The following is a 25,519-nucleotide window of genomic DNA, read 5'->3' as shown; positions in this document are numbered from 1 at the left end:
GAAATTCTTGACATAGATCAAAATCGGAAAAGATAGCTTTCCATCATTTCCATTTCGCGATTGTTCGAGCCCCGTCATTCTCTCCTTCGACGCCGCGGCCGCCGGGCCCGCCAGGGGAGATTTCAGACCATGTTCGCCACCCAGACGATGACCGCCCGCGCCGCCCAGATCGGTGAAACCTCGCGCAGCTTCGCCCCCCGCGAGCCCGAAGACATCCAGGCCAGCGCCCTGCCCAAGCGCATCGCCGACCTGCTGCGAGACGCCCAGCGCACTGCCCGCGAGGATCGCGGCGAAGCCGAGCGCCGGATCCAGGAAGCCATGGCCCTGGTCCAGCGCGAGGGCCTGCGCCTCTTGGAAGCCGCCGCCCCAGGCGAGCTGGACCGCGGGGGGCTGGCCCCCTGGCAGATGCGCCGCATCGACGCCCACCTCTCGGCCAATCTCGACGGTTCGGTGCGGGTGACCGACCTAGCGGCGATCGCCAAGCTCAGCGTCAGCCACTTCTCGCGCGCCTTCGCCGCCAGCTACGGCATGGCCCCGCGCGACCACATCCTCAATCTGCGCCTGGAGCAGGCCCGGGCCATGATGCTGGACTCGGCCGAGCCGCTGGGCCGCATCGCCATTGCCTGCGGCTTTTCTGACCAGGCCCATCTGTCGAACCGCTTCCGCCGCGCCTTCGACATCAGCCCCAACGCCTGGCGCCGCCAGAACCTGCGCGGCGCGGCCGCCTCGGCCGATCCGGCCTACGCCTGAGCCGACAGCAGGATCCGGGTGGCCGCGTCCGGCCGCCGGCTCCTAGACCTTGGCCTCCCAATCAGGAGGCAAGCATGTCGATGTTGAACAGCAAGGTCGCGATCGTCACCGGCGCGTCGTCGGGGATCGGCCGGGCCACCGCCCTGCGGCTGGCCGCCGAGGGGGCGGCGGTGGTGATCAACGCCCGGGGCGGCCACGCCCTGGAGGTCGTCGCCGAGGAGATCCGCAGTCACGGCGGGCAGGTGCATGCGGTCACGGGCGACGTCGTCGACCCCGCCACCCATGAGGCTCTGGTCGCCGCCGCCGTCGAGCGGTTCGGCGGGCTGGACATCGCCATAAACAACGCCGGCGCCGTGGGCCCCTATGCCCCGCTCGCCGACATCGCGCTCGACGACTGGAACGCCGTGCTGGCCGCCAACCTGACCTCGGCCTTCCTCGGCGCGCGCGCCCAGGTTCCCGTCATGCTGGCGCGCGGCGGCGGCAGCCTCGTCTTCGTCTCGACCTTCGTGGGCACCAGCGTCGGCATCCCCGGCATGGCCGCCTACGGCGCCTCCAAGGCCGGGCTGATGGGGCTAGTGAAGGGGCTGACCGCCGACTACGCCGCGCGGGGGATCCGCGCCAACGCCCTGCTGCCCGGCGGAACCGACACGCCGATGGGCGGCGACGCGGCGCAGAAGGAATGGGCCGCGGGCCTGCATGCCCTCAAGCGCATCGCCGATCCCGACGAGATCGCCAGCGCCGCCCTGTTCCTGGCGAGCCCCATGGCCAGCTTCGTCGCCGGCTCGGCCCTCTATGCCGACGGCGGCAACGCGGCGGTGAAGTAGGCGCCAAAGAAATGGGGCGGCCCCGCGAGAGGCCGCCCCCGATCTTCGCTTCGAGCCTGGCGCCTAGTAGCTGGCGCGCAGGGTGAAGGCGACCGCGCGGGCGTCGCCCGGGGTGCCGACCACGAGGCCCGAATTGCCCGAGACCACGGTGATGTTCTGCAGGTACTCGGCGTCGAAGGCGTTGCGCACCGACACGAAGGCCTCCCAGCCCGCTTCCGACTGGAAGCCGGCGCGCAGGTTGACGATCTCGTAGGCCTTGATGCGCGTGTACTGCGAGTCCGAGCTGTCGGCGTAGTAGGCCGAGCGGAAGCTGGCGTCGACGCCGGCATAGGCCTCGCCGGTCAGGCGGCCGAGGCTCGTCTTGGTGCGGTACTCGGCGCCGGCCGAACCGGCCCACTTCGACAGGCCCGGCAGTTCCTTGCCCGACAGGTCGCAGGCGGCGGTGGAGGTGCCGATCTTCTCCAGCGGGCAGGGGCCGTTCTTGAAGCTGGCGTACTTGCCGTCGGTGTAGGCCAGGTTGCCGTAGAACTTGAAGCCGCCGATCGAGCGGGTCGAGGCGTCCAGCTCGACGCCGCGCACTTCCACCTTCTCCACATTGGCCAGGTAGCCGCGCAGGGCGCCGGGGCCGCTGTCGACGACGTTGGCCTGGAAGTCCTTCACGTCGGTGGCGAAGGCGGCGACGTTGGCGGTGACCAGACGGTCGAACCACTGGGTCTTGAGGCCGACGTCGACGGTGGTGACCTTTTCGGGACGGATCACCGCGGCGGCCAGCGACGGCGTGCCGGCGCTGGTCAGCGGCAGGGCCGTCATGTTGATGCCGCCCGACTTGTTGCCGCTTGAGACAGTGGCGTAGGCGTTGACGTCCTTGGTCAGCGCATAGACCACGGCGATCTGGCCCGACCAGGCGCCGTCGTCGGTCTTGGCGGTGAAGTTCTGCGGTCGGGCGATGCCCAGGCGACGGTTGATCAGGGTGGTGTCGGTGGTCACCGAGCCGCCCGTCGTGGTCTGGACGTAGGTCCCGTCCTTCTTTTCCTGGGTGTAGCGCACGCCGGGCGTGACGCTCAGGCGATCATTGACCTTCCAGGTCAACTGGCCGAAGGCGGCGTAGCTGGTGGTGTCGATCGTACTGTCGTTGAACACCGTGTAGCCCTCGAGCAGCGAGGCCGGGGTGTTGGTGGCGGGCAGCAGCCAGTACGACGCGTCCGAGCCGTACTCGGTGACGCCGTGGGTCGTGACGTTCTGGTCGAAGTAATAGAGGCCGGCCGTCCAGTCGATCGGGCCGCCGCCGTTGTTGGACAGGCGGAATTCCTGGCTGAACTGCTTCTGGTGCGAGGGGTTGTTGGAGCGGCGGGTGACGTCCAGCGCGGTGTAGTCGCGGTCGTTGCGCGGTTCCCAGTCCCACTCGCGGTGGGCGGTGACCGAGGTCAGGGTGACCGGGCCGAAGTCGTAGTCGGCGACCGCCGACAGGCCGTTGACCCACTGGTCGGCCTGGATCGGGTCGTCGATGTCGGAGATGCGGTCGTAGGGGTTCTTGCTGGCGACGGTGTAGTTCTTGCCGGCGGCCAGGGCCGCGTACTGCTGAGCGGCGGGCTTCAGGGTCGTGCCGACCGTGACATAGACCTGGGTGCAGCACTCGGGCTGCTGGACGGCGTAGTCGCCGTAGAGCCTGACCGTCAGCTGCTCGTTCGGGGTGAACTTCAGCTGGCCGCGGTAACCCGTGCTTGAGCGGGCGTTCTGGTAGCTGTTGCTCTTGGGATTGTAGAGGTCGCCGTCGCGCCAGGTGCCCACGAACGACAGGCGGGCGGCCAGCTTGTCCTTGATGATCGGGCCTGCGGCCGTGGCCTTGAACTGGCGGAAGTTGAGGCTGCCGTAGCTGGCTTCCAGGTCGGCCTCGAACTCCTGCGTCGCGTCGCGGGTGGTGATGTTCAGCGCGCCGGCGGTGGTGTTCTTGCCAAACAGCGTGCCCTGCGGGCCGCGCAGCACCTCGATCTGCTGGATGTCGATGAAGTCGAGCGTCGCCGCGCCTGGGCGCGAATTGTAGACCTGGTCCACATAGATGCCGACGCCCTGCTCAAGGCCGTCATTGGCCAGGCCGTAGCTGGCGCCCAGGCCCCGGATGGTCAGGGCGGTGTTGCGCGGGTTGGGCGACAGCACCTGCAGCGTCGGGACCAGCTGGGTCAGGGCGACGATGCTGTTGACGCCGGTCTGGGTCAGGGTCTCGGCCGAGGTCACCGTCAGAGCGATCGGCACTTCCTGGGCGCTTTCCTCGCGGCGGCGGGCGGTGACGAAGACCTGTCCGACCAGGCTGGCGTCGTCGTTGGCGGCGGGGGCGGCCGGATCCGCCGGGGCGGTCGCGACCGGCGCGACGTCGGCCTCGGCGGCCAGGGCCAGGCCCGCGGTGGTGGAAAGAAGCGCGCCCAGCAGGGCGGCGCGGCCGAGCCGCTGGGCCGAAAGTCCGATCGTCACGTAGTGCCCCCTCGAATTCGAGATAACGCCATTCGGCGATTTGTGTTGGCGTGATATCTACCTATTCCTATCGGTGAAATGGAGAATGGCTCCGCGACCGGCCAGTTTTTCTGGGGCGCGCGTGGCGGGCGCCCTGAGAGCGGACATGCGAAAGGCCGCCCCGGTCTCCCGGGACGGCCTCTGGGTTTGGTCGGTGCTCAGCGAAAACCTCGTCCCCTCGGGTCGGGGCGCTAGTGCGGCCCGCCCAAGGACATGCTTCGACAGGCAGGATGAGGTTTTCTACTGCGAAGCTTCAGCCTTGGTCCTCACCCTGAGCTTGTCGAAGGGCGAGGACCACGCAGGGCCCGTCAGTTGGCGCCGTAGAGCTTCTTGACGTCGGCGCGGAAGGCCGCCCCGCTGTCGGGGCGGCTGTAGAACATGTGGCCGCCGGGATAGTTGGCCAGGGTCACGCGGCCGTTGGCCGTGGCCGGCATGGCGTCGACCACCAGGCGCGAGGCGAAGAACGGGCACGACAGGTCGTTGTAGCCGTGGACGATCAGCACCTTCAGCTTGGGATCGACCGAGACCGACTTGCGCAGGTCGGTGACCGACTCGGTGTCGGGGCCGCGGCCGCGATCCCAGGCCTGGTTCACCTCGCCCGACAGGGCGTCGTAGCGACCCTCGACCTTCCAGCCGACGGTGCGGGTGGTGAAGTCGACGATGGCGCTGGTGGTCGGGGCGATGATCGAGTCGAGGATCGGATCGTTGATCTCCTGCTCGGGGGCGAACGGGAAGGGATCCAGCGAGGTGACGTTGCTGTCGTAGCGGCTGCCCAGGCGTCCGGTCTGACGGAACACCTCGCGCAGGAACGACTGGGTCTCCAGCCGGCCGCCGGCGCGACGCACATAGGTCGGATCAAGGCCGGTCATGGCCGAGACCTTGGTGGTCAGGCGATCGAGGGCCGCCGGGTCCGAACCCTTCATCAGGTCGACCATGTATTCGCCGCGGGTGTAGTCCTCGACCTCCTTGATGGCGGCCGGGGTCAGCTTGCCGTCGCGCTCGAGCTTGGCGGCGGCGATCGACGGCAGGGTCCACATGGCCGGCAGGGGCGAGATCTCCTGGGCGGTGCGGCCGGCGCTCGACAGCAGCGGCGACACGAGAACCAGGCCGTTGATCCCGACGCCGTAGTCGGTCTGCAGGGTGTAGGTCAGGCGCGGGCCGCGGAAGCCGCCGTAGCTTTCGCCGACGATGTACTTGGGCGATTGCAGGCGCTCGTTCTTGACCAGCCAGTCGAAGACGGTGCGCGACAGGTAGTCGATGTCCTGCTTGACGCCGTAGAAGCGCTTCTTGGTCTCTTCGGGCGTGGTCAGGCTGCGCGAGAAGCCGGTGCCGACGGCGTCGATGAACACCAGATCGGTGAAGTCCATCCAGCTGGCGGGGTTGTCCTGAAGGCGCGTCGGGGCCGACGGGCTGTCGCCCTCGGCGCCGAACTGCACGCGCTTGGGACCGAGCGCAAAGTTCAGATAGACCGAGGCCGCGCCCGGGCCGCCGTTGAAGGCGAAGGTCACGGGGCGGTTGGGATCGCGGGCGGCGCCGTCCAGCGTGTAGGCGGTGAACACCACCTCGGCGATCTTCTTGCCCTTCTCGTCGCGCACCGGCAGCGAGCCGACGGTGGCGGTGTAGGTCAGGGTCTTGCCGGCCAGGACCATGGTCTGCTTGACCGACTTGTCGGCCGGGAAGGCGGGCAGTTCCGCGGCCGGGGCCTTTTCCGGTGCGGGCTTGGCGTCCTGGGCCATGACGTTTCCGCCGGCCATCATGCCGATCGCGAGGGCCGCCCCCGCGGTCCACGACTTCCAAGTGCTGAGCATGTCGCCTCCCGAACGCCCGCCTGCCGGCTGGGCGCCTTGCCGTCCTGAATTTGGAGCGCCCGCGGCGTGGCGGGCTCCGGTGATGGGCGAAATGGCTAGAGCATGGCCAAGCTGTCGGCAAGGACGACGCGGAAAAGTGGGCGGGCGGCAAGAACGTGCCCATGGGCCGGGCAGGGCCCGCTTGTTCAAGACGCGGGCGGCGCGGCCGAATTTCCCTTTCCGGAGCGCGCATAAGGGCGAAAAACGGGTTCCGTTTTGTCCCCCGCCGCACTAGGAGTAGCCCCGCCTCGGCAAGGCCTGCCAAAGCGTCTTGCCGACACCATATTTCTGTCCGGCGCCGTTCCTGGCGCGTTGCTGCAAGGCGAAGATCCCATGGCCCAATACGACGTCGTCATCATCGGGGGCGGCCCCGGCGGCTACAACGCGGCGACCCGCGCCGGCCAGCTGGGCCTGAAGACGGCCATTGTCGAAGGTCGCGGCAAGCTGGGCGGCACCTGCCTGAACGTCGGCTGCATGCCGTCGAAGGCCCTGCTGCACGCCTCGGAATATTATGAAGCCGCCGCCGGCGGCGAGTTCGCCAAGCTCGGCATCGAAGTGAAGCCGAAGCTGAACCTCGACCAGATGATGGCCCAGAAGGCCGAGAGCGTCGAAGCCCTGACCAAGGGCGTCGAGTTCATCATGAAGAAGAACAAGGTCGAGTACGTGAAGGGCTGGGGCCGCATCGACGGACCCGGCAAGGTCGTCGTGAAGGCCGAAGACGGCAGCGAACGCGTCCTCGAGACCAAGAACATCGTCATCGCCACGGGTTCGGAACCGACCCCGCTGCCGGGCGTGACCATCGACAACGCCAGCCGCATCGTCGACTCCACCGGCGCTCTGTCGCTGCCGTCGGTTCCGAAGAGCCTGATCGTCGTCGGCGCCGGCGTCATCGGCCTGGAGCTGGGTTCGGTGTGGCGCCGCCTGGGCGCTGAAGTCACCGTCGTCGAGTACCTGGACCGCATCGTCCCGGGCACCGACACCGAAGTGGCCACCGCCTTCCAGAAGATCCTCACCAAGCAGGGCTTCAAGTTCAAGCTGGGCGCCAAGGTCACCGGCGCCGCCGACAAGGGCAAGCAGGCCGAACTGACGCTGGAGCCGGTCGCCGGCGGTCCGGCCGAGACCCTGCAGGCCGACTACGTGCTGGTGGCCATCGGCCGTCGCCCGTTCACCCAAGGCCTGGGCCTGGAAACCGTGGGCATCACGCCAGACAAGCGCGGGATCATCGCCAACGACCACTACAAGACCGGCGTCGACGGCATTTGGGTCATTGGGGACGTGACCTCGGGGCCCATGCTGGCCCACAAGGCCGAGGACGAGGCCGTGGCCTGCATCGAGCTGATCGCGGGCAAGGCGGGCCACGTGAACTACGACATCATCCCGGGCGTCATCTACACCAAGCCGGAAGTCGCCACCGTCGGTAAGACGGAAGACGAGCTGAAGGCCGCGGGCGTCGCCTACAAGGTCGGCAAGTTCCCGTTCCTGGCCAACAGCCGCGCCAAGATCAACCACGAGACCGACGGCTTCGTGAAGGTGCTGGCCGACGCCAAGACCGACCGCATCCTGGGCGCCCACGCCGTGGGTCCGAACGTCGGCGACATGATCGCCGAGATCTGCGTGGCCATGGAGTTCGGCGGCTCGTCGGAAGACGTCGCCCGCACCTGCCACCCGCACCCCACCCGCTCGGAAGCTCTCCGTCAGGCGGCCATGGGCGTCGAAGGCTGGACGATGCAGGCCTAAGGCCCGCGTCTGTCCACTAATTAAGAAGCGCGTCCGTTCCATCGGACGTAAGGTGGCGGGGTTTCGGCAACGGAGCCCCGCCATGCTTTTGTCCGCTCTCCTGCTCGCCGCCGCCGTGCAGGCCGCTCCGGCCGACCGCGTCCATGTTCTGCCGGAGGCGCCGGGCCCCGCGCTGCTGGCCGACGCCCCGCCGCCGCCCGCCCGCATCGAGGACGGACGCATCATCCGTCCGGCCAGGAAGAACTGCCCGCTGGCCAAGGTCACGCCCGCCGACGAGGCGAAAAAGGGCGGTCACGCCCATCCCCTGGCCAAGGAGCCCAAGTCGGGCCTGCGCTACGCCGTCATGCGCAGCATCGACGGCTGCCCGGTGGACGCGCCCATGGCGGTCAGCCGGGCGCGCTGACCTTCGCCAGGCACAGCCACGTCCAGGTGACGCCGGCCGCCTGGTTGCCGCTCTGCACCGAGGCCGCCGCGACGCGGTGGACGAGCCGCAGCCCCGCCGCCTCGGCCAGGGCGATCGTGGCCTCGACGTCCACCGGCCAGACCGGCCGGGACAGCGCGCCGGGGCCATGGCGCAGCGACATCACCAGCACCCCGCCCTCCGCCAGCAGGCCCGCCAGCGCCGGCATGGCCACCGACCGGCCAGGATCGTCCAGATGCTGCCAGACGCCGCTCAGCAGCACCCGGTCGAACACCCGCCCCCGCAGGCGGGAAAGCTCCGGCAGCCGGTCGTCGATCCATTCCAGCCCCGGCCGCAGCGCCCGCCCGGCCTCGCGCAGGCTGGCGGCCGGCTCGACCGCGACCACGGCGTGGCCCAGGCCCGCCAGCCAGGCGGCGTCCCGGCCCGTGCCGGCCCCGATGTCGGCGATCCTGGCCGGCGCGGCGGACATGAAATCGGCCACCGGCGCGTAGAGCCCGGCGGAGTCGATGGCTTCGAAACGGTCGACGAGGTCGGCCCCGTCGGCCTCGTAGCCGGCAAGCACAGCCGCGTTCACAGGTCCACGACCTCGCACTTCAGCGCCTGGCGGATGTGGTCGGCGAGGATGCGGCGGTGGCAGCAGGCCGGATCGTCCTCGTAGCAGAGCAGGGCGATCCGCTTGTCGCGGGCGAGTTCCGTGGCCTGGGCCAGGGCCAGCTGGGCGTCCGGCTCCTGCAGGTGGTCGGCGAAGATCGCCCGCATCTCGTCGGTGCGCCCGGCGCGGGCGGCGTCGCGGCCGGCCTTGGGCGTGCCCAGCGGCCGCAGGTGCAGGTAGCCGATGCCCCGCTCCTGAAGGCTGTTTCCCAGCAGCGTCTTGGAGAAACCGGCCTTGCGCGACGAGGCCACGGCCCGCACGTCGACCACCAGTTCCACCCCCGCCGCCTTGAGGCGATCGATCATCCCGCCTTGCGTGTCGGTCTCGTAGCCGATGGTGGCGAGCGGATTCATCGTCGGCTCCATTGGACGGCGGCGCTATCGGCGCCTACCTTAAGGCCCAAGTCGACGAAGAAGGAACCACGGGCTTATGGACGCCGCCGTCTTCCGCGAACCCAAGCGGCGTTTCATCGCCATCGACAGCCCGGCCGGCGGCGGCGAGATGGCGGCGCTGGACTTCGGCCCGGCCGGCCGCGCCGTCGACGTCGTCTTCGTTCACGCCAACGGCTTCAACGCCCAGACCTACCGCGCCCTGCTGGCTCCGCTGTCAGCCGGCCTGCGGGTGCTGGCGGTCGACCAGCGCGGCCACGGCGACAGCCGCCTGGCCGCCGATCCCGACGGTCGCCGCTCGTGGCTCGACCTGCGCGACGACCTGCTGGCCCTGCTTCAGGCGCTGGACCAGGCCCCGGTGGTGCTGGCCGGACACTCGATGGGGGCCACGGTCAGCCTGCTGACCGCCGCCCAGGCCCCGGGCAAGGTCTCGAGCCTGGTCCTGCTCGACCCGGTGATCATGCCTCGCCTGGTGGCGCTGTACGCCAAGGCGCCGTGGACATCGGGGCGGCTGTGGAAGCGCATGCCGATCGCCCAGGCCGCCGGCCGCCGGCGCGAAGTGTTCGACAGCCGCGAGGCCGCCTTCGCCGCCTATCGCGGCCGCGGCGCCTTCAAGACCTGGCCCGAGACCATGCTGGCCGACTATGTCGGCGGCGGCTTCAGGGATCGCCCCGACGGCAAGGTCGAGCTGGCCTGCTCGCCGGCCTGGGAGGCCTCCAACTACGCCGCCCAGGGCCACGATCCGTGGCGGGCGGTCAGCCAGTTCCGGGGTCCGGTGCGGATCCTGGCGGCCGAGACCGGCTCGACCTGCCGCATCGGCGACGGCGCCGCCTTCGCCCGCCGCGGCAAGGCCGTGCGGATCGAGACCGTGGCGGGAACCAGCCACTTCCTGCCGATGGAGCGCCCCGACCTGGTGCGCGAGGCCATCCTCGACGCGGCGACGTGAGGTGCGCCCTTCTCCCCTTGCGGGAGAAGGTGTCATCCGCAGGATGACGGATGAGGGGTCCCACAGACGAAAAACGCCGCGACGGCTGATCGGCCGTCGCGGCGTCTTGCGTTCGGGAGACCCCTCACCCGATCCCCGCCTTCGCGGGGACCACCCTCTCCCGCAAGGGGAGAGGGATCAAGGATCACCAGATCTTCACGCGATCTTCCGGCGCGATGTAGAGCTTGTCGCCCGGCTGGACGTCGTAGGCCTTGTACCAGCCCGGCTGGTTCCGGATCGTGCCGTTGACGCGGTAGTAGGCCGGCGAGTGCGGGTCGGCGGCGATCTGCTGCTTGAGCGCGTCGTCACGGCTCTTCTGACGCCACACCTGGGCCCAGCCGAGATAGACGCGCTGGTCGCCGGTGAAGCCGTCCAGCACCGGGGCCGGCTTGCCCTTCAGCGAGGCGTGGTAGGCGTCGAGGCCGAAGGACAGGCCGCCCATGTCGCCGATGTTCTCGCCCATGGTCAGCTTGCCGTTGACGTGCACGCCCGGGAACGGCTCGAAGGCCGAGTACTGCTTGCCCAGCTTGTCGGCCTGGGCCTCGAAGCGGGCGGCGTCTTCGGCGGTCCACCAGTCGCGCAGCACGCCGTCGCCGTCGGACTTGCGGCCCTGGTCGTCGAAGCCGTGGCCGATCTCGTGGCCGATCACGCCGCCGATGCCGCCGTAGTTGACGGCCGGGTCGGCGTCCGGATGGAAGAACGGCGCCTGCAGGATGGCGGCCGGGAACACGATCTCGTTGTTGACCGAGTTGTAGTAGGCGTTGACCGTCTGCGGGGTCATGCCCCACTCGCTCTTGTCGACCGGCTGGTTCAGGCGCTCGACGTCATGGCGCCATTCGAAGGCGCCGGCCCGCAGGGCGTTGCCGTAGGCGTCGTCGGCGCGGATTTCCAGCTTGGAGTAGTCGCGCCACTTGTCGGGATAGCCGATCTTGACGGTGAACTTGGCCAGCTTGTCGAGGGCCTTGTCCTTGGTCTCCGGACCCATCCAGTCGAGGGTCTCGATACGGGCCTTCAGCGCGGTGCGCAGGTTGGCCACCAGGTCGACCATCTTGGCCTTGGAATCCGGCGGGAAGTACTCGGCCACATAGACCTTGCCGACGCTCTCGCCGAGCATGCCGTTGACCTGGGCGACGCCGCGCTTCCAGCGCGGGCGCTGCTCGGGCTGGCCCGACAGGGTCTTGCCGCGGAACTCGAAGCTGGCGTCGGCGAAGCGCTTGGACAGCATGGGGGCCGCGCCGTCGACGACCTTGAAGGCCTGCCAGGCCTTGAGGGTGTCGAGCGAGGTGTCGCCATAGATCTTGGCGAACTTCGGGAAGGCCGTGTCGGTGGTCACCACCACGCGGTCGAGCTTGGGCAGCTCGGTGCCGACCAGATAGCGGTTCCAGTCATAGCCCGGGGTCAGGGCCTGCAGTTCGGCCCAGGTCTTGGGATTGTAGGTCTTGTCGCGGTTGCGGCGCTCGACGCGGGTCCAGCTGGCTTCGGCCAGTTGGGTCTCGAAGGCGACCACGGCCTTGGCGCTCTCGGCCGGGTTGGCCCAGCCGACGAAGCCCAGCATCTTGGCGACATACAGCTCGTAGGCGGCCTTCTTGTCGGCGAACTTGGCGTCGAGATAGTAGTCGCGGTCGGGCAGCGAGATGCCGCCGGCGCCGGCATAGACCGCGTAGCGGGTCGGGTTCTTGGCGTCGGTCGAGACATAGAGGCTGAGGATCGAGGCGAAGGCCGTGGTCGGGCTCTTGCCCATCAGGGCGGTGAACTCGTCCTTGGTCTTGATCGCCTGGACCTGCTTCAGCTCGGCGGCGATCGGGGCTGCGTCCAGCTTCTCGATGTGGGCCTCGTCCATGAAGGCCTTGTAGGCCGCGCCGACCTTGACGCTGTCGGCGTCGGTGGTCTTGCCGGCGGCGGCGCCCTCGATGATGGCGCGGGTGCGGGCTTCCGACAGCTCCGAGAGCTTGTCGAAGTTGCCGTAGCGGGTGCGGTCCGACGGGATCTGGGTGGTCTCGTCCCACTTGCCGTTGGCGTACTTGTAGAAGTCGTCGCCCGGCTTGACCGAGGTGTTCATGCCCGTGAGGTCGAAGCCCCAGGCGCCGTAGCGCGGCGACTCCAGCGAGACGGCCGTGCCGCCGCCTTCGGCGCCCTGGACGAACAGCGACTGCACGGTGCAGGCGTCGTCGACGCAGGCGTGTTCCTCATGCGCCTGGGCGCCGTAGGCCGAGATCGAGAGGGCGACCGCCGCGGCGGCGCCGAACCAAGCTTTTTTCATCGAAAGGCAGATCCGTTGGAAAACCCGCGGCAATCTGCGCCGGACAACGGAATTTCCTGCCTTAAAATTCTGTCATGTTTCCACAGGGCGGGGCGATGACCGCTGGAGGGTCATCAAAGCGCCACCTTGGGTCAGTGCCGGTGTGGCGGAACGGGCGCGACCGCAGCCGCCGGTTGCGGCGGGCCCGTGCGGACGGCCAGCAGGGCCTCGACCTTGCGGCCGCCGTCGAAGGTCAGGACCAGCGGCAGGCGCTCGCCGGGCTTCAGGGGGCGCTTGAGGCCCATGACCATGAAGTGGTTCCCGCCCGGGGCGAAGGCGACCTGGCCGCCCGGCGGAATGACCAGGCCCTGGGTCATGGCCCGCATCGACGAGACGCCGTTCGCTTCCGTGGTGCGGTGGACCATCACCTCGCGGGCGAGGGGGCTGGCGGCGCCGGTCAGGGTGATCGGCGCGCGGCCGCGATTGGCCAGCACCATATAGCCGGCGCTGTTCATCCCCGCGGCCGCCACCGGCCGGGCCCAGGCCTGGCGCACGTCGACCTCCACCGTCTTCGGCGCGGCGGCGGCCAGCACTGGAACCAGGGCCAGGGTGGCGATCAACGGAGTGAAACGACGCATGCGGGAACTCTCGACGAAGCGTTGGAAAGACGCCTTACGCCGGTTGGGCGCGGGCGGCGAGCGACTACAAGTTGCCTTCTCCCCTTGCGGGAGAAGGTGGCGGTCGAAGACCGACGGATGAGGGGGCGAACGCCCCGACCGCGAAGTTCTGAGAGACCCCTCACCCGACCTCCCTTCGGGAGGCCACCCTCTCCCGCAGGGGGAGAGGGACGGCTTCACCGCTCTTCGATCTCTCGCGCATCGCTTCTGCCCCGCATCCGGCGAACCGTGCTAGGCGAGGCGTCCACGCTGCATGGACCATCGCATGACCGGCCAATTCACCGACGCCGAACGCCGCACTACCCTGGCCGGCCTGATGATCGTCTTCCTGCTCAGCGCGCTGGACCAGACCATCGTCTCCACCGCCATGCCGCGGATCATCTCCGAACTGCACGGCCTGACGCTCTATAGCTGGGTGACGACCGCCTACCTGTTGAGCTCGACCGTCATGGTGCCGATCTGGGGCAAGCTGGGCGACATCTATGGCCGCAAGCCCGTGCTGGTGGTCGGCATCTCGATCTTCATGGTCGGCTCGTGGCTGTCGGGCCTGTCGGGCGAGTTCGGCACGATCGCCGGCATGAACGGCATGGTGCAGCTGATCGTCTTCCGCGCCCTGCAGGGGATCGGCGGCGGGGCGCTGTTCACCACGGCCTTCGCGATCATCGCCGACCTTTATCCGCCGCGCGAGCGGGGCAAGTTCGCCGGCATCTTCGGCTCGGTGTTCGGCCTGTCCAGCGTGCTGGGTCCGCTGATCGGCGGCTATTTCACCGACCACGGCACGGTCACCCTGGCCGGCCACGTGGTCGCCGGCTGGCGCTGGGTGTTCTACGTCAACCTGCCGCTCAGCCTGCTGTCGCTGTTCATGATCCTGGTGAAGATGCCGGCCCTGCCGCACCAGCGCTCGGGCTCGATCGACTTCCTGGGCGCGGCCCTCTTGATCGCCGCCTTCGTGCCGCTGCTGCTGGCGCTGAGCCTGGGCGGCCACGACATCGCCTGGGCCTCGCCCCAGAGCATCGGCCTGTTCGCCGGGGCGGCCGTGGCGCTCGCCCTGTTCGTCTATGTCGAGAGCAGGGTCTCCAACCCGATCCTGCCGCTGCGATTGTTCGTCAACCGCACCTTCGTCACCGCCAACCTCGCCGCCTTCCTGATTTCCATGGCCTTCATGGGGGTGGCGGTGTTCCTGCCGCTCTACATGCAGCTGGGCCTGGGCGTCGACGCCACCACCTCGGGCCTGGCCATGCTGCCGCTGATGGGCGGGATGATCGTCGGCTCGTCGGTCTCGGGCGTGCTGGTCACCCGCACCGGCAAGTACAAGCCGTTCATGCTGGGCGGGGCGGTGCTGCTGCTGATCGGCGTGCTGCCGATGACCCATCTGGCGAGCCTGAGCCTTGGACTGCTGTGCGGCCTGCTGCTGGTGGTCGGGATCGGCCTTGGCCCCAACCACAGCCTGTTCAACCTGGCCTCCCAGAACGCGGTGACCCCGCGCGACATCGGCGTTGCCACCAGCTCCAACCAGTTCTTCCGCCAGATCGGCTCGACGGTGGGCGTGGCCGTGGCCGGCGCCCTCTTGACCACCCAGCTGGCCAATTACGGCGGCGGCAAGCTCGATCTGGGCGCCCTGCAGGGCATGGCCCTGGAGACCGGCGTCGCCGGCGGCCATCGCGACCCGGCCCTGGGCCAGGCCCTGTCGTTTGCGGTGAGCGGCGTGATGCAGGCGGCCCTGGCGGTGATCGTGCTGGGGGTGCTCGTGATCTTCTTCGTCCCCGCCCTGCCGTTGCGCTCGCGCATGCCGACGCAGGAGCCGGTGCTGGAGAAGGAAGAAGTGGCGGGGTGAAGCCCGATTTCTCCTCCCCCGCCTGCGGGGGAGGGGGACCACGAAGTGGTGGAGGGGGCGAGACTGGGCTCAGTAGCGGCGGGGGGGCCCCCCCCCCCCCGCCCGGACCCCCCCCCCCCCCCCCCCCCCCCCCCCCGAGACTGGGCTCAGTAGCGGCGGTCGCCCCCTCCGTCACGCTGCGTATCCGCAGCGCGCCACCTCCCCCGCTTCGCGAGGGAGGAGTGGGGAGCTGTCGCGCAGGGACTGAGCGGGCCTTCCCGGACCTACAGAAAGCTGTACGGGTCGATGTCGATCGTCACCCGCACGGAGTTTGGAACCTTGGCCCGCGCCCGCCACGCCGCCATGAAGCCAGGCAGGTCGACATTGCGGCCCGCCCGCACCAGGAACCGCTTCCTCCGCCGCCCGCGCACCAAACCGAGCGGCGCATCGGCGGGACCATAGACCTCCACCCCTTCGGCATTGGGCGTCGCGGCGGCCAGGGCCTGGACGTAGGCCTCCAGCGCCTCGGCGTCGGGGCCCGAGGCGATCACGGCCGCCAGGCGTCCGAACGGCGGCAGGCCGGCTTCCTCGCGCATGGCCATCTCGGCCTCGACGAAGGCGTCGCGGTCCTGGGCCTTCAGGGCCTGCAACACGGCGTGCTCGGGCGAATAGGTCTGCAGATAGGCGCGGCCGGGCTTTTCGTGGCGGCCGGCCCGGCCCGTCGCCTGGGCCAGCAGCTGGAAGGTCCGCTCGCCGGCCCGCAGGTCGCCGCCCCGCAAGGAGAGGTCGGCGTCGATAACCCCCACCAGGGTCAGGTTTGGGAAGTTGTGGCCCTTGGCCGCCGCCTGGGTGGCCACGAGAATGTCGATCTCGCCGGCCGCCATCGCGTCGACCAGGGCCCGCGCGCCTGCCGGATCGAACACCGTGTCCGAAGAGAAGACGGCGATGCGGGCGTCGGGGAACAGGTAGCGGGCCTCTTCCTCCACCCGCTCCACGCCGGGGCCGATCGACACCAGGCTGTCCTTGGCCCCGCAGTGCGGGCAGGCCTCGGGCTTCTTCATCGAAAAGCCCGTCAGGTGACAGACCAGGCGGCCGGTATAGCGGTGCTCGACCAGCCAGCTGTCGCTGTCGGGCGACTTCAGCTTCTCGCCGCAGGCCCGGCACAAAACGAGTGGCGCATAGCCCCGGCGGTTGAGGAACAGCAGGGACTGTTCGCCCTTCTGCAAGGTCAGGGACACGGCCTTGACCAGGGTCGGCGACAGCCAGCGGCCGGGCTCGGGCGGGGTGGCCCGCATGTCGATCAGGTGCACGTCGGGCAGCTGCGCCGTCCCGTGGCGCGCGCCCAGCCGCAGCCAGCGATAGCGGCCCTGGTGGGCGTTCCACAGGCTTTCCAGCGACGGCGTGGCCGACGCCAGCACCACCAGCGCGCCCTCGATCTTGGCGCGCGCCACCGCCAGGTCGCGGGCCTGATAGATGAAGCCCTCTTCCTGCTTGAACGAGCCGTCGTGCTCTTCGTCGACGACGATCAGCTTGAGGTTCGAGAACGGCAGGAACAGCGCCGAGCGGGCCCCGACCACGATGCGGGCCCGGCCGTCGGCCACGGCCTCCCAGGCGCGGCGGCGGCGCGGCGGCGAGACGCCCGAGTGCCACTCTATCGGCGCGGCCCCGAACCGCTGCTCGAAGCGGCCCATCACGGCCTGGGTCAGGGCGATCTCGGGCAGCAGCACCAGCACCTGGGCGGCCGGATCGGCCTCCAGCGCCGCGGCGGCGACCTCGAGATAGACTTCGGTCTTGCCCGAGCCGGTGACGCCGTCTAGCAGCGCGGCCTGGAAGCCGCCGGCCGCCAGCATGTCGGCCATCTCGTCGGCCGCGGCCTTTTGACTCGGGTTCAGGGTCTGGGCGGGCAAGGAGAGGTCGGGCTGGGCGACGCTGTCGTCGGCGGCGACCAGGACGGGCTCCAGCGCCCCCTCGTCGACCAGCCCCTTGACCACCCCGGCCGAGACCCCGGCCTGGCGGGCCAGTTCGGCGGCGCTCAGCGGACCATGTTCGGCGGCGGCCAGCACCTTCAGGCGGGCCGGCGTCATGCGGGCGGGCTGGACGCCGGTCAGGGCCACGGCCTTCTCGGGCTTGGCCGGCGGATGACGCAGGCCGCGCAGGGCCATGGCCAGCGGCCAGCCGGGCACGTCGACGCTGTAGCGCGCCGCCCACTCGACGAAGGTAATGACATTGGCCGGCAGGCGCGGATCGTCCACCCGGGCCAGGACCGGCTTGAGGCGACGGTTGCCGCCGACCCCGTCGCGCAGGGCGGTGACCACGCCGCGTACGGTGCGGGGGCCCAGGGGCACCGACACGTGGTCGCCGACGGCCAGCTCCAGGCCCTCCGGCTCGGCGTAGTCGAAGGCCTCGGGCAGCGGCATGGGCAGCAGGACGGAGGCGATGCGCGGCATGAGACCCGCCTTCTGCAACGGAAACGTCGCCGCGTCGAGATGGGGTTGCAGGCGTTGTCATCAAGCCGGCGTTAACCGAAACAGGGCTTCATCGGCCTCGCCTGACGCGTGCAGGTGATCACGACAGTGAGGGGTCATGAGCGAATCCAGCCAGGCGATGGTCCAGCCGCAGATCGATCCCGATCTGGTCCGCGACTTTCTTCGTGAACAGCCCGACGTGCTGCGCGAGGACACCGACCTGCTGAGCGACCTGGGCCTGAAGCTCGACACCGGCAATGTCGTCGAGTTCGGCCACGTGGCCATCGCCCGCGCCGCCGCCGCCCGCGAGCGCGAAGCTCAGGTGCGCAAGACCATCGAGGCCACCGCGGAGGCCAACATGTCGGCCCAGGCCCAGGTGCACGCCGCGGTCATCGACCTGCTCGACGCCCGCAACCACTCCGATCTGGCCCGTCGCGTCGACGAAATGGCCGCCCTGCGCTTCAGCCTCGCCGCCGGCACGGTGGCCCTGGAAGGCCCCGCCCGGGTTCCGGCCGGTTGGCATGTTCTGGTCGACGGCCAGGTCGACATGCTGATGGGCGACCACGGCGTGGCCCGCATGGGCTTCTTCGCGCCCGCGCTGGGCCTGTTCGGCGACAAGCTCGACACCATCCGCAGCATGGCCCTGGTCCGCATGGCCCTGTGGGAGCCCTCGCGCCAGGGCGTCCTGGCCTTCGGCTCCACCGACCCCGAAGCCTTCACCCCCGACATGGGCTCCGACCTGGTGGCCTTCCTGGCCCGCGTCGTCGAGCGCACGGCCGAACGTTGGCCGGTTCCCTAAACAAGATCCTCCCCCTGTGGGGGAGGTGGCCCGGAGGGCCGGAGGGGGGGCGTTTTCAGCTATCTGATAGCTGGACGAGCATCCCCCACTCCCCCCTCCGTCGCCTTCGGCGACACCTCCCCCAGAGGGGGAGGATCTTTCCATGACCGCCCGCGAAGCCCTGGCCGCCTGGCTGACCCACCTCGCCGACGAGCGCCGCGCCTCGCCGCGCACGGTGCGGGCCTATGGCGACAACGTGCTGGCCTATCTGAACTTCATCGAGGGCCATAACGGCGGCGCCCTGTCGCTGAAGGACCTCGGCGCGGTCTCGGCCGCCGACCTCAGGGCCTATCTGGCCTTCCGACGTTCGGGCGATCATCCGCTGTCGCCGCGCTCGGTCAGCCAGAGCCTGTCGTCGATCCGGGCCTTCCACCGCTTTCTCGACGCGCGCCTTTCCACGCCCAACGCCGCCATCGGCCTGGTGCGCGGCCCGCGCATCAAGGTCGGCGCGCCGCGCCCCGTGTCCGAAGACCAGGCCCGGGGCCTGCTGGCCGAGATCGCACTGGATCCCGACCGCGAGGAATGGGAGGCCGCCCGCGACGAGGCGGTGCTGACCTTGCTGTGGGGTTGCGGCCTGCGGATTTCCGAAGGCCTGTCCCTGACCCGCGCCGACGCGCCGCTCGCCGAAACGCTGCGTATCACCGGCAAGGGCGGCAAGACCCGGATCGTGCCGGTGCTCGACGCCGTGCGCGCGGCGGTCGACGCCTATGTCGCGGCCCTGCCGTTCGTGCTGGCGCCGAACGAGCCGCTGTTCCGGGCCAAGCGCGGCGGGCCGCTGTCGCCGCGCCACGTGCAGGCGGCCATGCAAGTGCTGCGCGGGCGCCTGGGCCTTTCGGATCGCGCCACGCCCCACGCCCTGCGCCACAGCTTCGCCACCCACCTCCTGGGCGCCGGCGCCGACCTGCGCTCGATCCAGGACCTTCTGGGCCACGCCTCGCTGTCGACGACCCAGCGCTACACCCAGGTCGACGCCGAGGGCCTGCTGGCGGCGTATGGCAAGGCGCATCCGCGGGCTTGAGGGCCCTCATTCTCTTGCTCCCCTTAATCGTCATCCCGGCCGAAGCGCAGCGAAGAGCCGGGACCTAGGGGCCGACGCAATGCGTGGGCCAACGCTGGGGCGCGAACCAGACCACGGAGCCCAGTCCCCCGGGGTCCCGGATAAGCCCTTCGGGCTTTCCGGGATGACGAGTGTTATGGGCGTGGGAGCCGGTATCAGCTCAAATCCCGCTCCTCCAGCGCCGCCAGCAGCGCCGCCAGCCGGTCGACCTCCGGCTGCAACGCCGGATCCAGCCGTGCCTTGGGAGGATCCGCCTGGACGTAGACGAGGTTCACCGTCTCGTTGGGGTCGGCGACCAGGTCGTACATCTCCCACTCCTGGCCGACGCGGCCCGACGGGTCGAAATAGCGGGTCAGCTTGTGGGTCAGGGTGCGCACCGAGCGCACGTGGTTGGGCTGGCGCACCGAGCCGGGGGCGATGTCGACCGGCGCCCGCAGGGGATTGCCCTTGCGCACCTTCTCCACCGCCGCGTCGAACACAGCGTATTCCTTTTCGCACTTGGCGTTGTGCGGATTGTTCAGCGGGGCCAGGGGCGCGGTGATCTCGTCGTCGGTGATGAAGAGCACGCCCTTGCGCTCGCTGCCGTCCGGCTCGATCACCCGGTCGGTTTCGCCCCGGATCAGCGGCGCGAGGTTGGCGCCCGGCAGCGGCGGGACGGGCCGGGTCTTGGCCAGCACGCCGGCGATGGCGTCGCGCTCGGCCTCGGCGACGCCGGCCAGGCCCAGGATGGTCGGCACGATGTCGGCGTGGCTGGTCAGGGCCTGCTTGGCCAGCGGGACGCCTTCCGGAAGTCCTTCGGGCGCCAGGCCCGGCGGGAAGCGCACGACCACCGGCACGTGCAGCACCTCCTGATAGGCGGTGTGCCACTTCTCCAGCATCATGCCGTGGGCGCCGGCCATCTCGCCGTGGTCGGTGAGGAAGACGACGATGGTGTTGTCGGCCTGGCCGGTAGCCTCCAGCGTCTCGAGCACGGCGGCGATGTGCACGTCGACCACGCTGTGCAGCCAGCCATAGAGCTGGACGAAGGCCTTGACCCCGCCGCGCGGGTCGCTGGTCAGCTGGAACGGGATCGGCCCCTGCAGGGCGATGTCGGCCGCCGCCTCCAGGGCCTTGTCGGTCTCGGTGATCCCCATGCCGCGCGCGACGTTGAAGCCGGTCTTGGAATTGAGCGCCAGGCCCATCTTCCAGGCGTAGTCGTGCTGGGCCGAGGGCTTGGTCGACAGGTCCTCGTCCCAGGTGGGCGGCACGTGCCCGCACTCCTGGTCGAAACCGCCGGGATTGAGCGGGACGGTCGCCGTGCCCGCCGTCGGCGGCGGGCTGCGCTGGCCTTGCAGCGGCACGGTCAGCGGCTGGAAGATGCCCTGCACGCCGCTGTCGTCGGGCTTGGGCAGGGCCTGGCCGATCACCGCCGGATAGGTGGCGATGTCGTGGGGGTTGGTGAACGAGGCCACCGCGAACCACGGTTTGAGGTTTTCCGGATCGGGACCCGAGGCATAAGGGTCATGCGACTGGGCGGTGGCGCTGGCGCGGTCGTAGTTCACCGCCAGGGCCTGGCGGCGGATGAAGGCGCAGGCGGTGTCCGAAAAGCCGGCGTCGCGATAGAGGCCCAGATTGTTGATCGCCGCCCCGTGCGGCTCGGGCCAGCTCTCTTCCCAGTCGTCGAAGCCGTAGTCCTCCAGCGTGTGGCGGACCGGATCGCTGACGTGCCACTTGCCGAAATAGTGGGTGGTGTAGCCGGCCTCGCGCATCCAGTTGCCCAGGGTCGGGATGCCGCCCTGCGCCAGCCACGGGAAGTTGGGCGAATCCCCGCTCTTGAACAGGCCGTCGGTCTGGGTGACGCCGGTGCGCGTGCCGTACTGGCCGGTATAGATCACCGTGCGGCTGGGCGTGCAGGCGCTGGCGGCGATGGTGTGGTTGGCCAGCAGCACGGCGTTGTCGCGCAGGGCCGCCAGCCCCGGGAAGTGCTGGATGTAGTCGTTGTCCGGCTTCAGCGGCTGGAAGCCCAGCACGTCCTTCAGGCCCTCGGCCAGGCCGTGGGCGGCTCCGTAGGAGAAGCGCGGAAAGCGATACTGGTCGCAGGTGATCAAGAGGATGTTGGGTCGCTTGGTCATGTCGGCCTCCCCACGGGCGATTGTCGGCCCCGAATGTCGGGAAGCTGACGCCGAAGTTGTGACGCGACTGTGCTCGCCTTCACATAACGGCGGCTTTCGGGTCGCTCCGTCGAAGGCGAAAACCGCCGTTCGCCCTGCGACAAGGAGTCGCGCGGGTCTGCGAAAACACTGCGCTTAACCACGCTTTTACCGCGCGCCCTGCTTTGTGGATCCAAAGATGAAACACCTCCGCGAAGCCGAGTGCGCGCGAGAGGACGCTGAAAGCGGGACAGTCCTGATGAAGCTCGACGATCTGAAGATCGCCACCAAGGTGATGCTGCCGGCCATCGTGCTGGCGCTTGTCGCCGTCGCCTGCGTTGGCCTGGGCGTGTGGCAGCAGAAAAAGCTGGAAGCCGCCGCATCCAACATCGTGCAGCAGCGCGCTCCGGCCGAGCTGGAGATGGCCCGCTTCAACCGCCGCGTCGCCACCATCGGCTACGCCGCCTACCGCACCGTGGCCAACGAGGGCGCGTCCGACGCGGCCAAGCAGGCCTCGCAGGAAATCGACGACGCCCTGAAGAGCGGCAACGAGCGCCTCGACGCGGTGGCCAAGGCCGATCCGTCGACCGCCAAGGACGTGGCCGGCTTCCGCGCCCGCTTCAAGAAGGTCTACGACAGCGGCCGCCAGGGCGCCGACCTTGGCCTGCAGGACGCCAACGAGGCCGGCATCATGGTCATGGCCGTGATCGATCCGGACATCACCGCCCTGACCAAGGACGTCTCGGACTGGACCGACAAGCACACCAACGACACCAAGGCGATCATCGGCAAGGCCCAGAAGGACGCCCAGGCCGGCATCGTCATCACCCTGCTGTTCGGCCTGATCTCGGCCGCCGCCGCCCTGGCCTACGCCGTGTGGATCGGTCGCGCCAAGATCTCGCGCCCGCTGGTTCAGCTGTCCAAGACCATGGAGGTCCTGGCCCAGGGCTCGGTCGACGTCGAGGTCGCCGGCGCCCAGCGTCGTGACGAGGTCGGCGCCATGGCCCGCTCGGTCCAGGTGTTCAAGGACAACGCCCTGGCCCTGCGCACCGCCGAGGCCGCCCAGCAGCGCGCCGCCGCCGAGACCGAGGCCGAGCGCCGCCGCAACGAACAGGTTCGCGAAGCCGCCGCCAAGGAGCAGGCCTTCGTCATGGAAGAGATCGCCACGGGCCTCACCCGCCTGGCCGAGGGCGACCTGACCTATCGCGTCGACGCCGACTTCCCGGCCGACTACAAGCGCCTGCAGTCCGACTTCAACGGCGCCATCGCCCAGATGGAAGACGCCATGCGCACCATCGTCCATGCCGCCAACGGCATCGGCGCGGGCAGTGACGAGATCGCCTCGGCCGCCGACGACCTGTCGCGCCGCAGCGAGCAGCAGGCCGCCAGCCTGGAAGAGACCGCCGCGGCCCTGGACGAGATCACCGCCACCGTCCGCCGCTCGTCGGCCGGCGCCCAGGAGGCCTCGCGCGTGGTCGGCTCGACCCGCGCCGACGCCGAACGCTCCAGCGTCGTCGTCAAGGGCGCCGTCGACGCCATGCAGCAGATCGAGAAGTCCTCGACCGAGATCAGCCAGATTATCGGCGTGATCGACGAGATCGCCTTCCAGACCAACCTTCTGGCCCTGAACGCGGGCGTCGAGGCGGCTCGCGCCGGCGACGCCGGCAAGGGCTTCGCGGTCGTCGCCCAGGAAGTGCGGGCCCTGGCCCAGCGCTCGGCCGAGGCCGCCAAGGAGATCAAGACCCTCATCTCGACCTCGAGCCAGCAGGTCAATCAGGGCGTGTCGATGGTCGGCCAGACCGGCGAGGCCCTGCAGGCCATCGTCAGCAAGGTCGGCGAGATCGACGCCCTGGTCGGCGAGATCGCGGCCTCGGGCCAGGAGCAGGCCACCGGCCTCAATCAGGTCAACGCCGCCGTCAACCAGATGGACCAGACCGTCCAGCAGAACGCCGCCATGGTCGAGCAGTCGACCGCGGCCAGCCACAGCCTGAAGGGCGAGGCCAACGGCCTGATGCAGATGATCTCGCGCTTCCAGGTCTCGGGCGCCGAAGCTCGCCGCGCCTCGGCCGGCGGTGGTTCGACCCGCCGCGTCGCCGCGCCGCCCCCGGTGTCGCGTCCGGCGCCCGCCGCCGCCAAGCCGGCCGTGTCGCTGGCCGGCGCCGACAGCCGCCCGGGCGTCAATCCGGTCCGCTCGGCCCAGGCCAAGCTCGCCGCCTTCGCCTCGTCGGCCCCGGCCGCCAGCAGCGACGACTGGGAAGAATTCTGATCGCGTAAGACGCCCCGCGTATCGGGGGCGTATCCTCCCTGAACTGAAAAACCCCGCCGGCGCCGCCGGCGGGGTTTCTTGTATCCGCTCCCGAACGGGGAGGAGGGGGCAGGCTAGACCTGGGTCAGCTGCCACTCGCCGCGGCCGTCCTTGCAAGCGTTGTAGCGCTCGGTGGTCGGGCGCTGGCCGCGGGTCGAGATCGAGGCGGCGATGGTGCGGCACGACGGTTCGGGGCCGTAGCCGCCGGCGGTCAGCAGGCTGCTCGAGACATAGCCCGTGCCGTAGCCGCCACGGCCGACCAGCAGCCAGTTGGAGCCGGGCACGCCGCCCAGCACCTCGACGCGCTCGCCGGCCGTCAGCTTGCCGACCACGCTCTCGCTGGTCGACGGACCGGCGCGCAGGTTGGCGGTCGAGCGGACGGTGTAGTCGGCGCCGACGGCGTCGTAGCTGGCCAGCTGACGGATGTTGCGCTCGAAGCGCAGCTGGTCGCCGGCGATCGGCGGTCCGTAGGTCGAGGCCACCACGTCGACGCGGCCCGAGGCGCCGGTGCGCGGGTTGCTCCAGGCCTGCGACTGGCCGGTTTCCAGGGCCTTCTTGGTGGCGGCCTGGGCGCGGGCGGTGTCGGTCGACTGCATGCGGCAGCCGATATAGGAGCCCGCCGCCGCGCCGGCGGCCGCGCCGACCAGGGCGCCCAGGCCCTTCTCGTTCTTGGCCACCTGGGTGCCCAAGAGGGCGCCGACGCCGGCCCCGATCAGGGCGCCGCCCTCCTGCTTGCCGCCGCCAGCGTCGCAGGAGAACAGGCCGCCCAGCGGCTTGCCCTGGGCCAGGGCGGGGAGGGGCGCGGCCAGGCCGGTCGCCAGCACGGCGGCGATCGACAGGGCGGTGGGGATGGACTTGCTCATGACGCGATCCTCCAAGGGGGTTTGACGTCGCCGCCGCCGCCCGTGCTATCGTTCAGGTGAACAATGATAAGGGAGGCGACGATGGGTAATACTGCACCGTCCGACTATAGCTGTTTCACGGTAGAGGTCGAAGCGGGCGTCGCTCACCTGAAGCTGATAAGGGCGGAAAGCTTCAACAGCATGACGCGTTCGTTCTGGCGGGAGCTGCCGGCGATCGTGAATGACCTGGATCAGCGGGGCGGGGTGAGGGCGATCGTCATCTCTTCCACCGGCAAGCACTTCAGCGCCGGCATGGATCTTTCGGTGTTCGCCGACGAGGGGATCACCGGTGGCGAGCCGGTCGACCGCCACGTGGCCGCCGAGGCCTTCCGCCACAAGGTCAAGGGCCTGCAGGAGACCTTCTCGTGCCTGGAGCGGGCGCGGATGCCGGTGATCATGGCCATCCAGGGCGGCTGCATCGGCGGGGCGGTCGACTTCGCCACCGCCTGCGACATCCGCTACGCGACGTCGGACGCCTATTTCGTGATCCAGGAGATCAATATCGGCATGACCGCCGACGTCGGCACCTTCCCGCGGCTGTGCAAGCTCATCCCCGAGGGCTGGGTCAAGGAACTGGCCTATACCGGCCGCAAGCTGCCTGCGGCCAAGGCGCTGGAGCTGGGTTTGGTCAACGCCGTGTTCGACAGCCACGAGGCGGTGGTCGCCCACGCCCTGGAGACGGCCCGCGAGATCGCTTCCAAGACCCCGCTGGCGGTGACCGGCAGCAAGGTGATCATCAACTACGCCCGCGACCACTCGACGGCCGACACCCTCGACTACCTGGCCGTCTGGCAGTCGGGGATGCTGGCCGGCCCGCACATGGCCGAGGCCTTCGCCGCCAAGGCCGGCAAGCGCGAGCCGGTCTATCCGGACCTGGCGCCGATCAAGGCGGGGATCTGAAGCGCAGATCCTCCCCCTCTGGGGGAGGTGGCCCGCAGGGCCGAAGGGGGGAGGTTTTCAGCTTCCGCTGAGCGTCTCGCCCTC

Annotated in this window: 19 protein-coding genes; 10 read left to right on the top strand and 9 right to left on the bottom strand. The window is 69.8% G+C overall.

Annotation, left to right across the window (positions count from 1 at the left end):
* The first annotated feature begins 129 nt into the window (after nucleotides 1-129).
* Entirely contained in the window at nucleotides 130-750 is a 621-nt protein-coding gene (locus P7A99_RS20810; RefSeq protein ID WP_277795662.1) for a helix-turn-helix transcriptional regulator, read from the top strand.
* 74 nt (nucleotides 751-824) lie between these two features.
* On the top strand, nucleotides 825-1,574 hold the full coding sequence (locus P7A99_RS20805; RefSeq protein ID WP_277795661.1) for an SDR family oxidoreductase: 750 nt from the start codon (nucleotides 825-827) through the stop codon (nucleotides 1,572-1,574).
* Nucleotides 1,575-1,637: 63 nt separating this feature from the next.
* Here the strand turns inward: P7A99_RS20805 and P7A99_RS20800 are convergent, their stop codons facing one another.
* Both P7A99_RS20800 and P7A99_RS20795 read right to left on the bottom strand, forming a co-directional pair.
* Entirely contained in the window at nucleotides 1,638-4,040 is a 2,403-nt protein-coding gene (locus P7A99_RS20800; protein ID WP_277795660.1) for a TonB-dependent receptor, read from the bottom strand.
* A 347-nt stretch (nucleotides 4,041-4,387) separates the two neighbouring features.
* Nucleotides 4,388-5,887: a S10 family peptidase gene (locus P7A99_RS20795; RefSeq protein ID WP_277795659.1), complete on the bottom strand. Its 1,500-nt coding sequence runs from the start codon at nucleotides 5,885-5,887 to the stop codon at nucleotides 4,388-4,390.
* A 372-nt stretch (nucleotides 5,888-6,259) separates the two neighbouring features.
* Here P7A99_RS20795 and lpdA point away from each other — a divergent pair, with 372 nt between their 5' ends.
* Together lpdA and P7A99_RS20785 are read left to right on the top strand one after the other, a co-directional pair.
* On the top strand, nucleotides 6,260-7,663 hold the full coding sequence (gene lpdA / locus P7A99_RS20790; RefSeq protein WP_277795658.1) for a dihydrolipoyl dehydrogenase: 1,404 nt from the start codon (nucleotides 6,260-6,262) through the stop codon (nucleotides 7,661-7,663).
* Between the two features lie 82 nt (nucleotides 7,664-7,745).
* A complete protein-coding gene (locus P7A99_RS20785; RefSeq protein ID WP_277795657.1) occupies nucleotides 7,746-8,066 on the top strand; it encodes a hypothetical protein in 321 nt (106 codons plus the stop codon).
* Here P7A99_RS20785 and P7A99_RS20780 read toward each other — a convergent pair.
* Together P7A99_RS20780 and P7A99_RS20775 are read right to left on the bottom strand one after the other, a co-directional pair.
* Nucleotides 8,050-8,658, bottom strand: a complete 609-nt coding sequence (locus P7A99_RS20780; protein WP_277795656.1) for a class I SAM-dependent methyltransferase — start codon at nucleotides 8,656-8,658, stop codon at nucleotides 8,050-8,052. The two genes, P7A99_RS20785 and P7A99_RS20780, sit on opposite strands and share 17 nt — an antisense overlap.
* Entirely contained in the window at nucleotides 8,655-9,089 is a 435-nt protein-coding gene (locus tag P7A99_RS20775; protein WP_277795655.1) for a DUF488 domain-containing protein, read from the bottom strand. Before P7A99_RS20775 ends, P7A99_RS20780 begins: the two co-directional genes overlap by 4 nt.
* A gap of 76 nt (nucleotides 9,090-9,165) precedes the next feature.
* Here P7A99_RS20775 and P7A99_RS20770 point away from each other — a divergent pair, with 76 nt between their 5' ends.
* Nucleotides 9,166-10,071 (top strand): alpha/beta fold hydrolase, encoded by a 906-nt coding sequence (locus P7A99_RS20770; RefSeq protein WP_277795654.1) that lies wholly within the window; start codon nucleotides 9,166-9,168, stop codon nucleotides 10,069-10,071.
* A 184-nt stretch (nucleotides 10,072-10,255) separates the two neighbouring features.
* Here the strand turns inward: P7A99_RS20770 and P7A99_RS20765 are convergent, their stop codons facing one another.
* Together P7A99_RS20765 and P7A99_RS20760 are read right to left on the bottom strand one after the other, a co-directional pair.
* A complete protein-coding gene (locus tag P7A99_RS20765; protein WP_277795653.1) occupies nucleotides 10,256-12,370 on the bottom strand; it encodes a M13 family metallopeptidase in 2,115 nt (704 codons plus the stop codon).
* 131 nt (nucleotides 12,371-12,501) lie between these two features.
* Nucleotides 12,502-12,987 carry a copper chaperone PCu(A)C gene (locus P7A99_RS20760; protein WP_277795652.1) on the bottom strand — a complete coding sequence of 162 codons (486 nt, stop codon included), beginning with the start codon at nucleotides 12,985-12,987 and terminating at the stop codon, nucleotides 12,502-12,504.
* Nucleotides 12,988-13,291: 304 nt separating this feature from the next.
* Between P7A99_RS20760 and P7A99_RS20755 the strand changes: the two genes are divergently transcribed.
* Entirely contained in the window at nucleotides 13,292-14,860 is a 1,569-nt protein-coding gene (locus tag P7A99_RS20755) for an MDR family MFS transporter (protein WP_277795651.1), read from the top strand.
* A 263-nt stretch (nucleotides 14,861-15,123) separates the two neighbouring features.
* Here the strand turns inward: P7A99_RS20755 and P7A99_RS20750 are convergent, their stop codons facing one another.
* Nucleotides 15,124-17,286, bottom strand: a complete 2,163-nt coding sequence (locus P7A99_RS20750) for a primosomal protein N' (protein WP_277795650.1) — start codon at nucleotides 17,284-17,286, stop codon at nucleotides 15,124-15,126.
* Between the two features lie 136 nt (nucleotides 17,287-17,422).
* Between P7A99_RS20750 and P7A99_RS20745 the strand changes: the two genes are divergently transcribed.
* A complete protein-coding gene (locus P7A99_RS20745; RefSeq protein ID WP_277795649.1) occupies nucleotides 17,423-18,103 on the top strand; it encodes a DUF484 family protein in 681 nt (226 codons plus the stop codon).
* Nucleotides 18,104-18,245: 142 nt separating this feature from the next.
* On the top strand, nucleotides 18,246-19,160 hold the full coding sequence (locus P7A99_RS20740) for a tyrosine recombinase XerC (protein ID WP_277795648.1): 915 nt from the start codon (nucleotides 18,246-18,248) through the stop codon (nucleotides 19,158-19,160).
* 194 nt (nucleotides 19,161-19,354) lie between these two features.
* Here the strand turns inward: P7A99_RS20740 and P7A99_RS20735 are convergent, their stop codons facing one another.
* On the bottom strand, nucleotides 19,355-21,310 hold the full coding sequence (locus P7A99_RS20735; RefSeq protein ID WP_277795647.1) for a sulfatase-like hydrolase/transferase: 1,956 nt from the start codon (nucleotides 21,308-21,310) through the stop codon (nucleotides 19,355-19,357).
* A 277-nt stretch (nucleotides 21,311-21,587) separates the two neighbouring features.
* Between P7A99_RS20735 and P7A99_RS20730 the strand changes: the two genes are divergently transcribed.
* Nucleotides 21,588-23,594: a methyl-accepting chemotaxis protein gene (locus tag P7A99_RS20730; protein ID WP_277795646.1), complete on the top strand. Its 2,007-nt coding sequence runs from the start codon at nucleotides 21,588-21,590 to the stop codon at nucleotides 23,592-23,594.
* 113 nt (nucleotides 23,595-23,707) lie between these two features.
* On the opposite strand, the gene P7A99_RS20725 is transcribed toward P7A99_RS20730, so the two are convergent.
* The gene (locus P7A99_RS20725; protein WP_277795645.1) at nucleotides 23,708-24,496 is read right to left on the bottom strand and encodes an SH3 domain-containing protein; all 789 of its coding nucleotides are present in this window, start codon (nucleotides 24,494-24,496) and stop codon (nucleotides 23,708-23,710) included.
* An 81-nt stretch (nucleotides 24,497-24,577) separates the two neighbouring features.
* Between P7A99_RS20725 and P7A99_RS20720 the strand changes: the two genes are divergently transcribed.
* Entirely contained in the window at nucleotides 24,578-25,435 is an 858-nt protein-coding gene (locus P7A99_RS20720) for an enoyl-CoA hydratase-related protein (protein ID WP_277795644.1), read from the top strand.
* Nucleotides 25,436-25,519: the final 84 nt, after the last annotated feature.

The organism is Caulobacter endophyticus, assembly GCF_029543245.1.
GTDB classification, from domain to species: domain Bacteria; phylum Pseudomonadota; class Alphaproteobacteria; order Caulobacterales; family Caulobacteraceae; genus Caulobacter; species Caulobacter endophyticus_A.
Note: the sequence above shows the minus strand (reverse complement) of the source record. Positions and strands in the feature narration are given on the sequence as shown.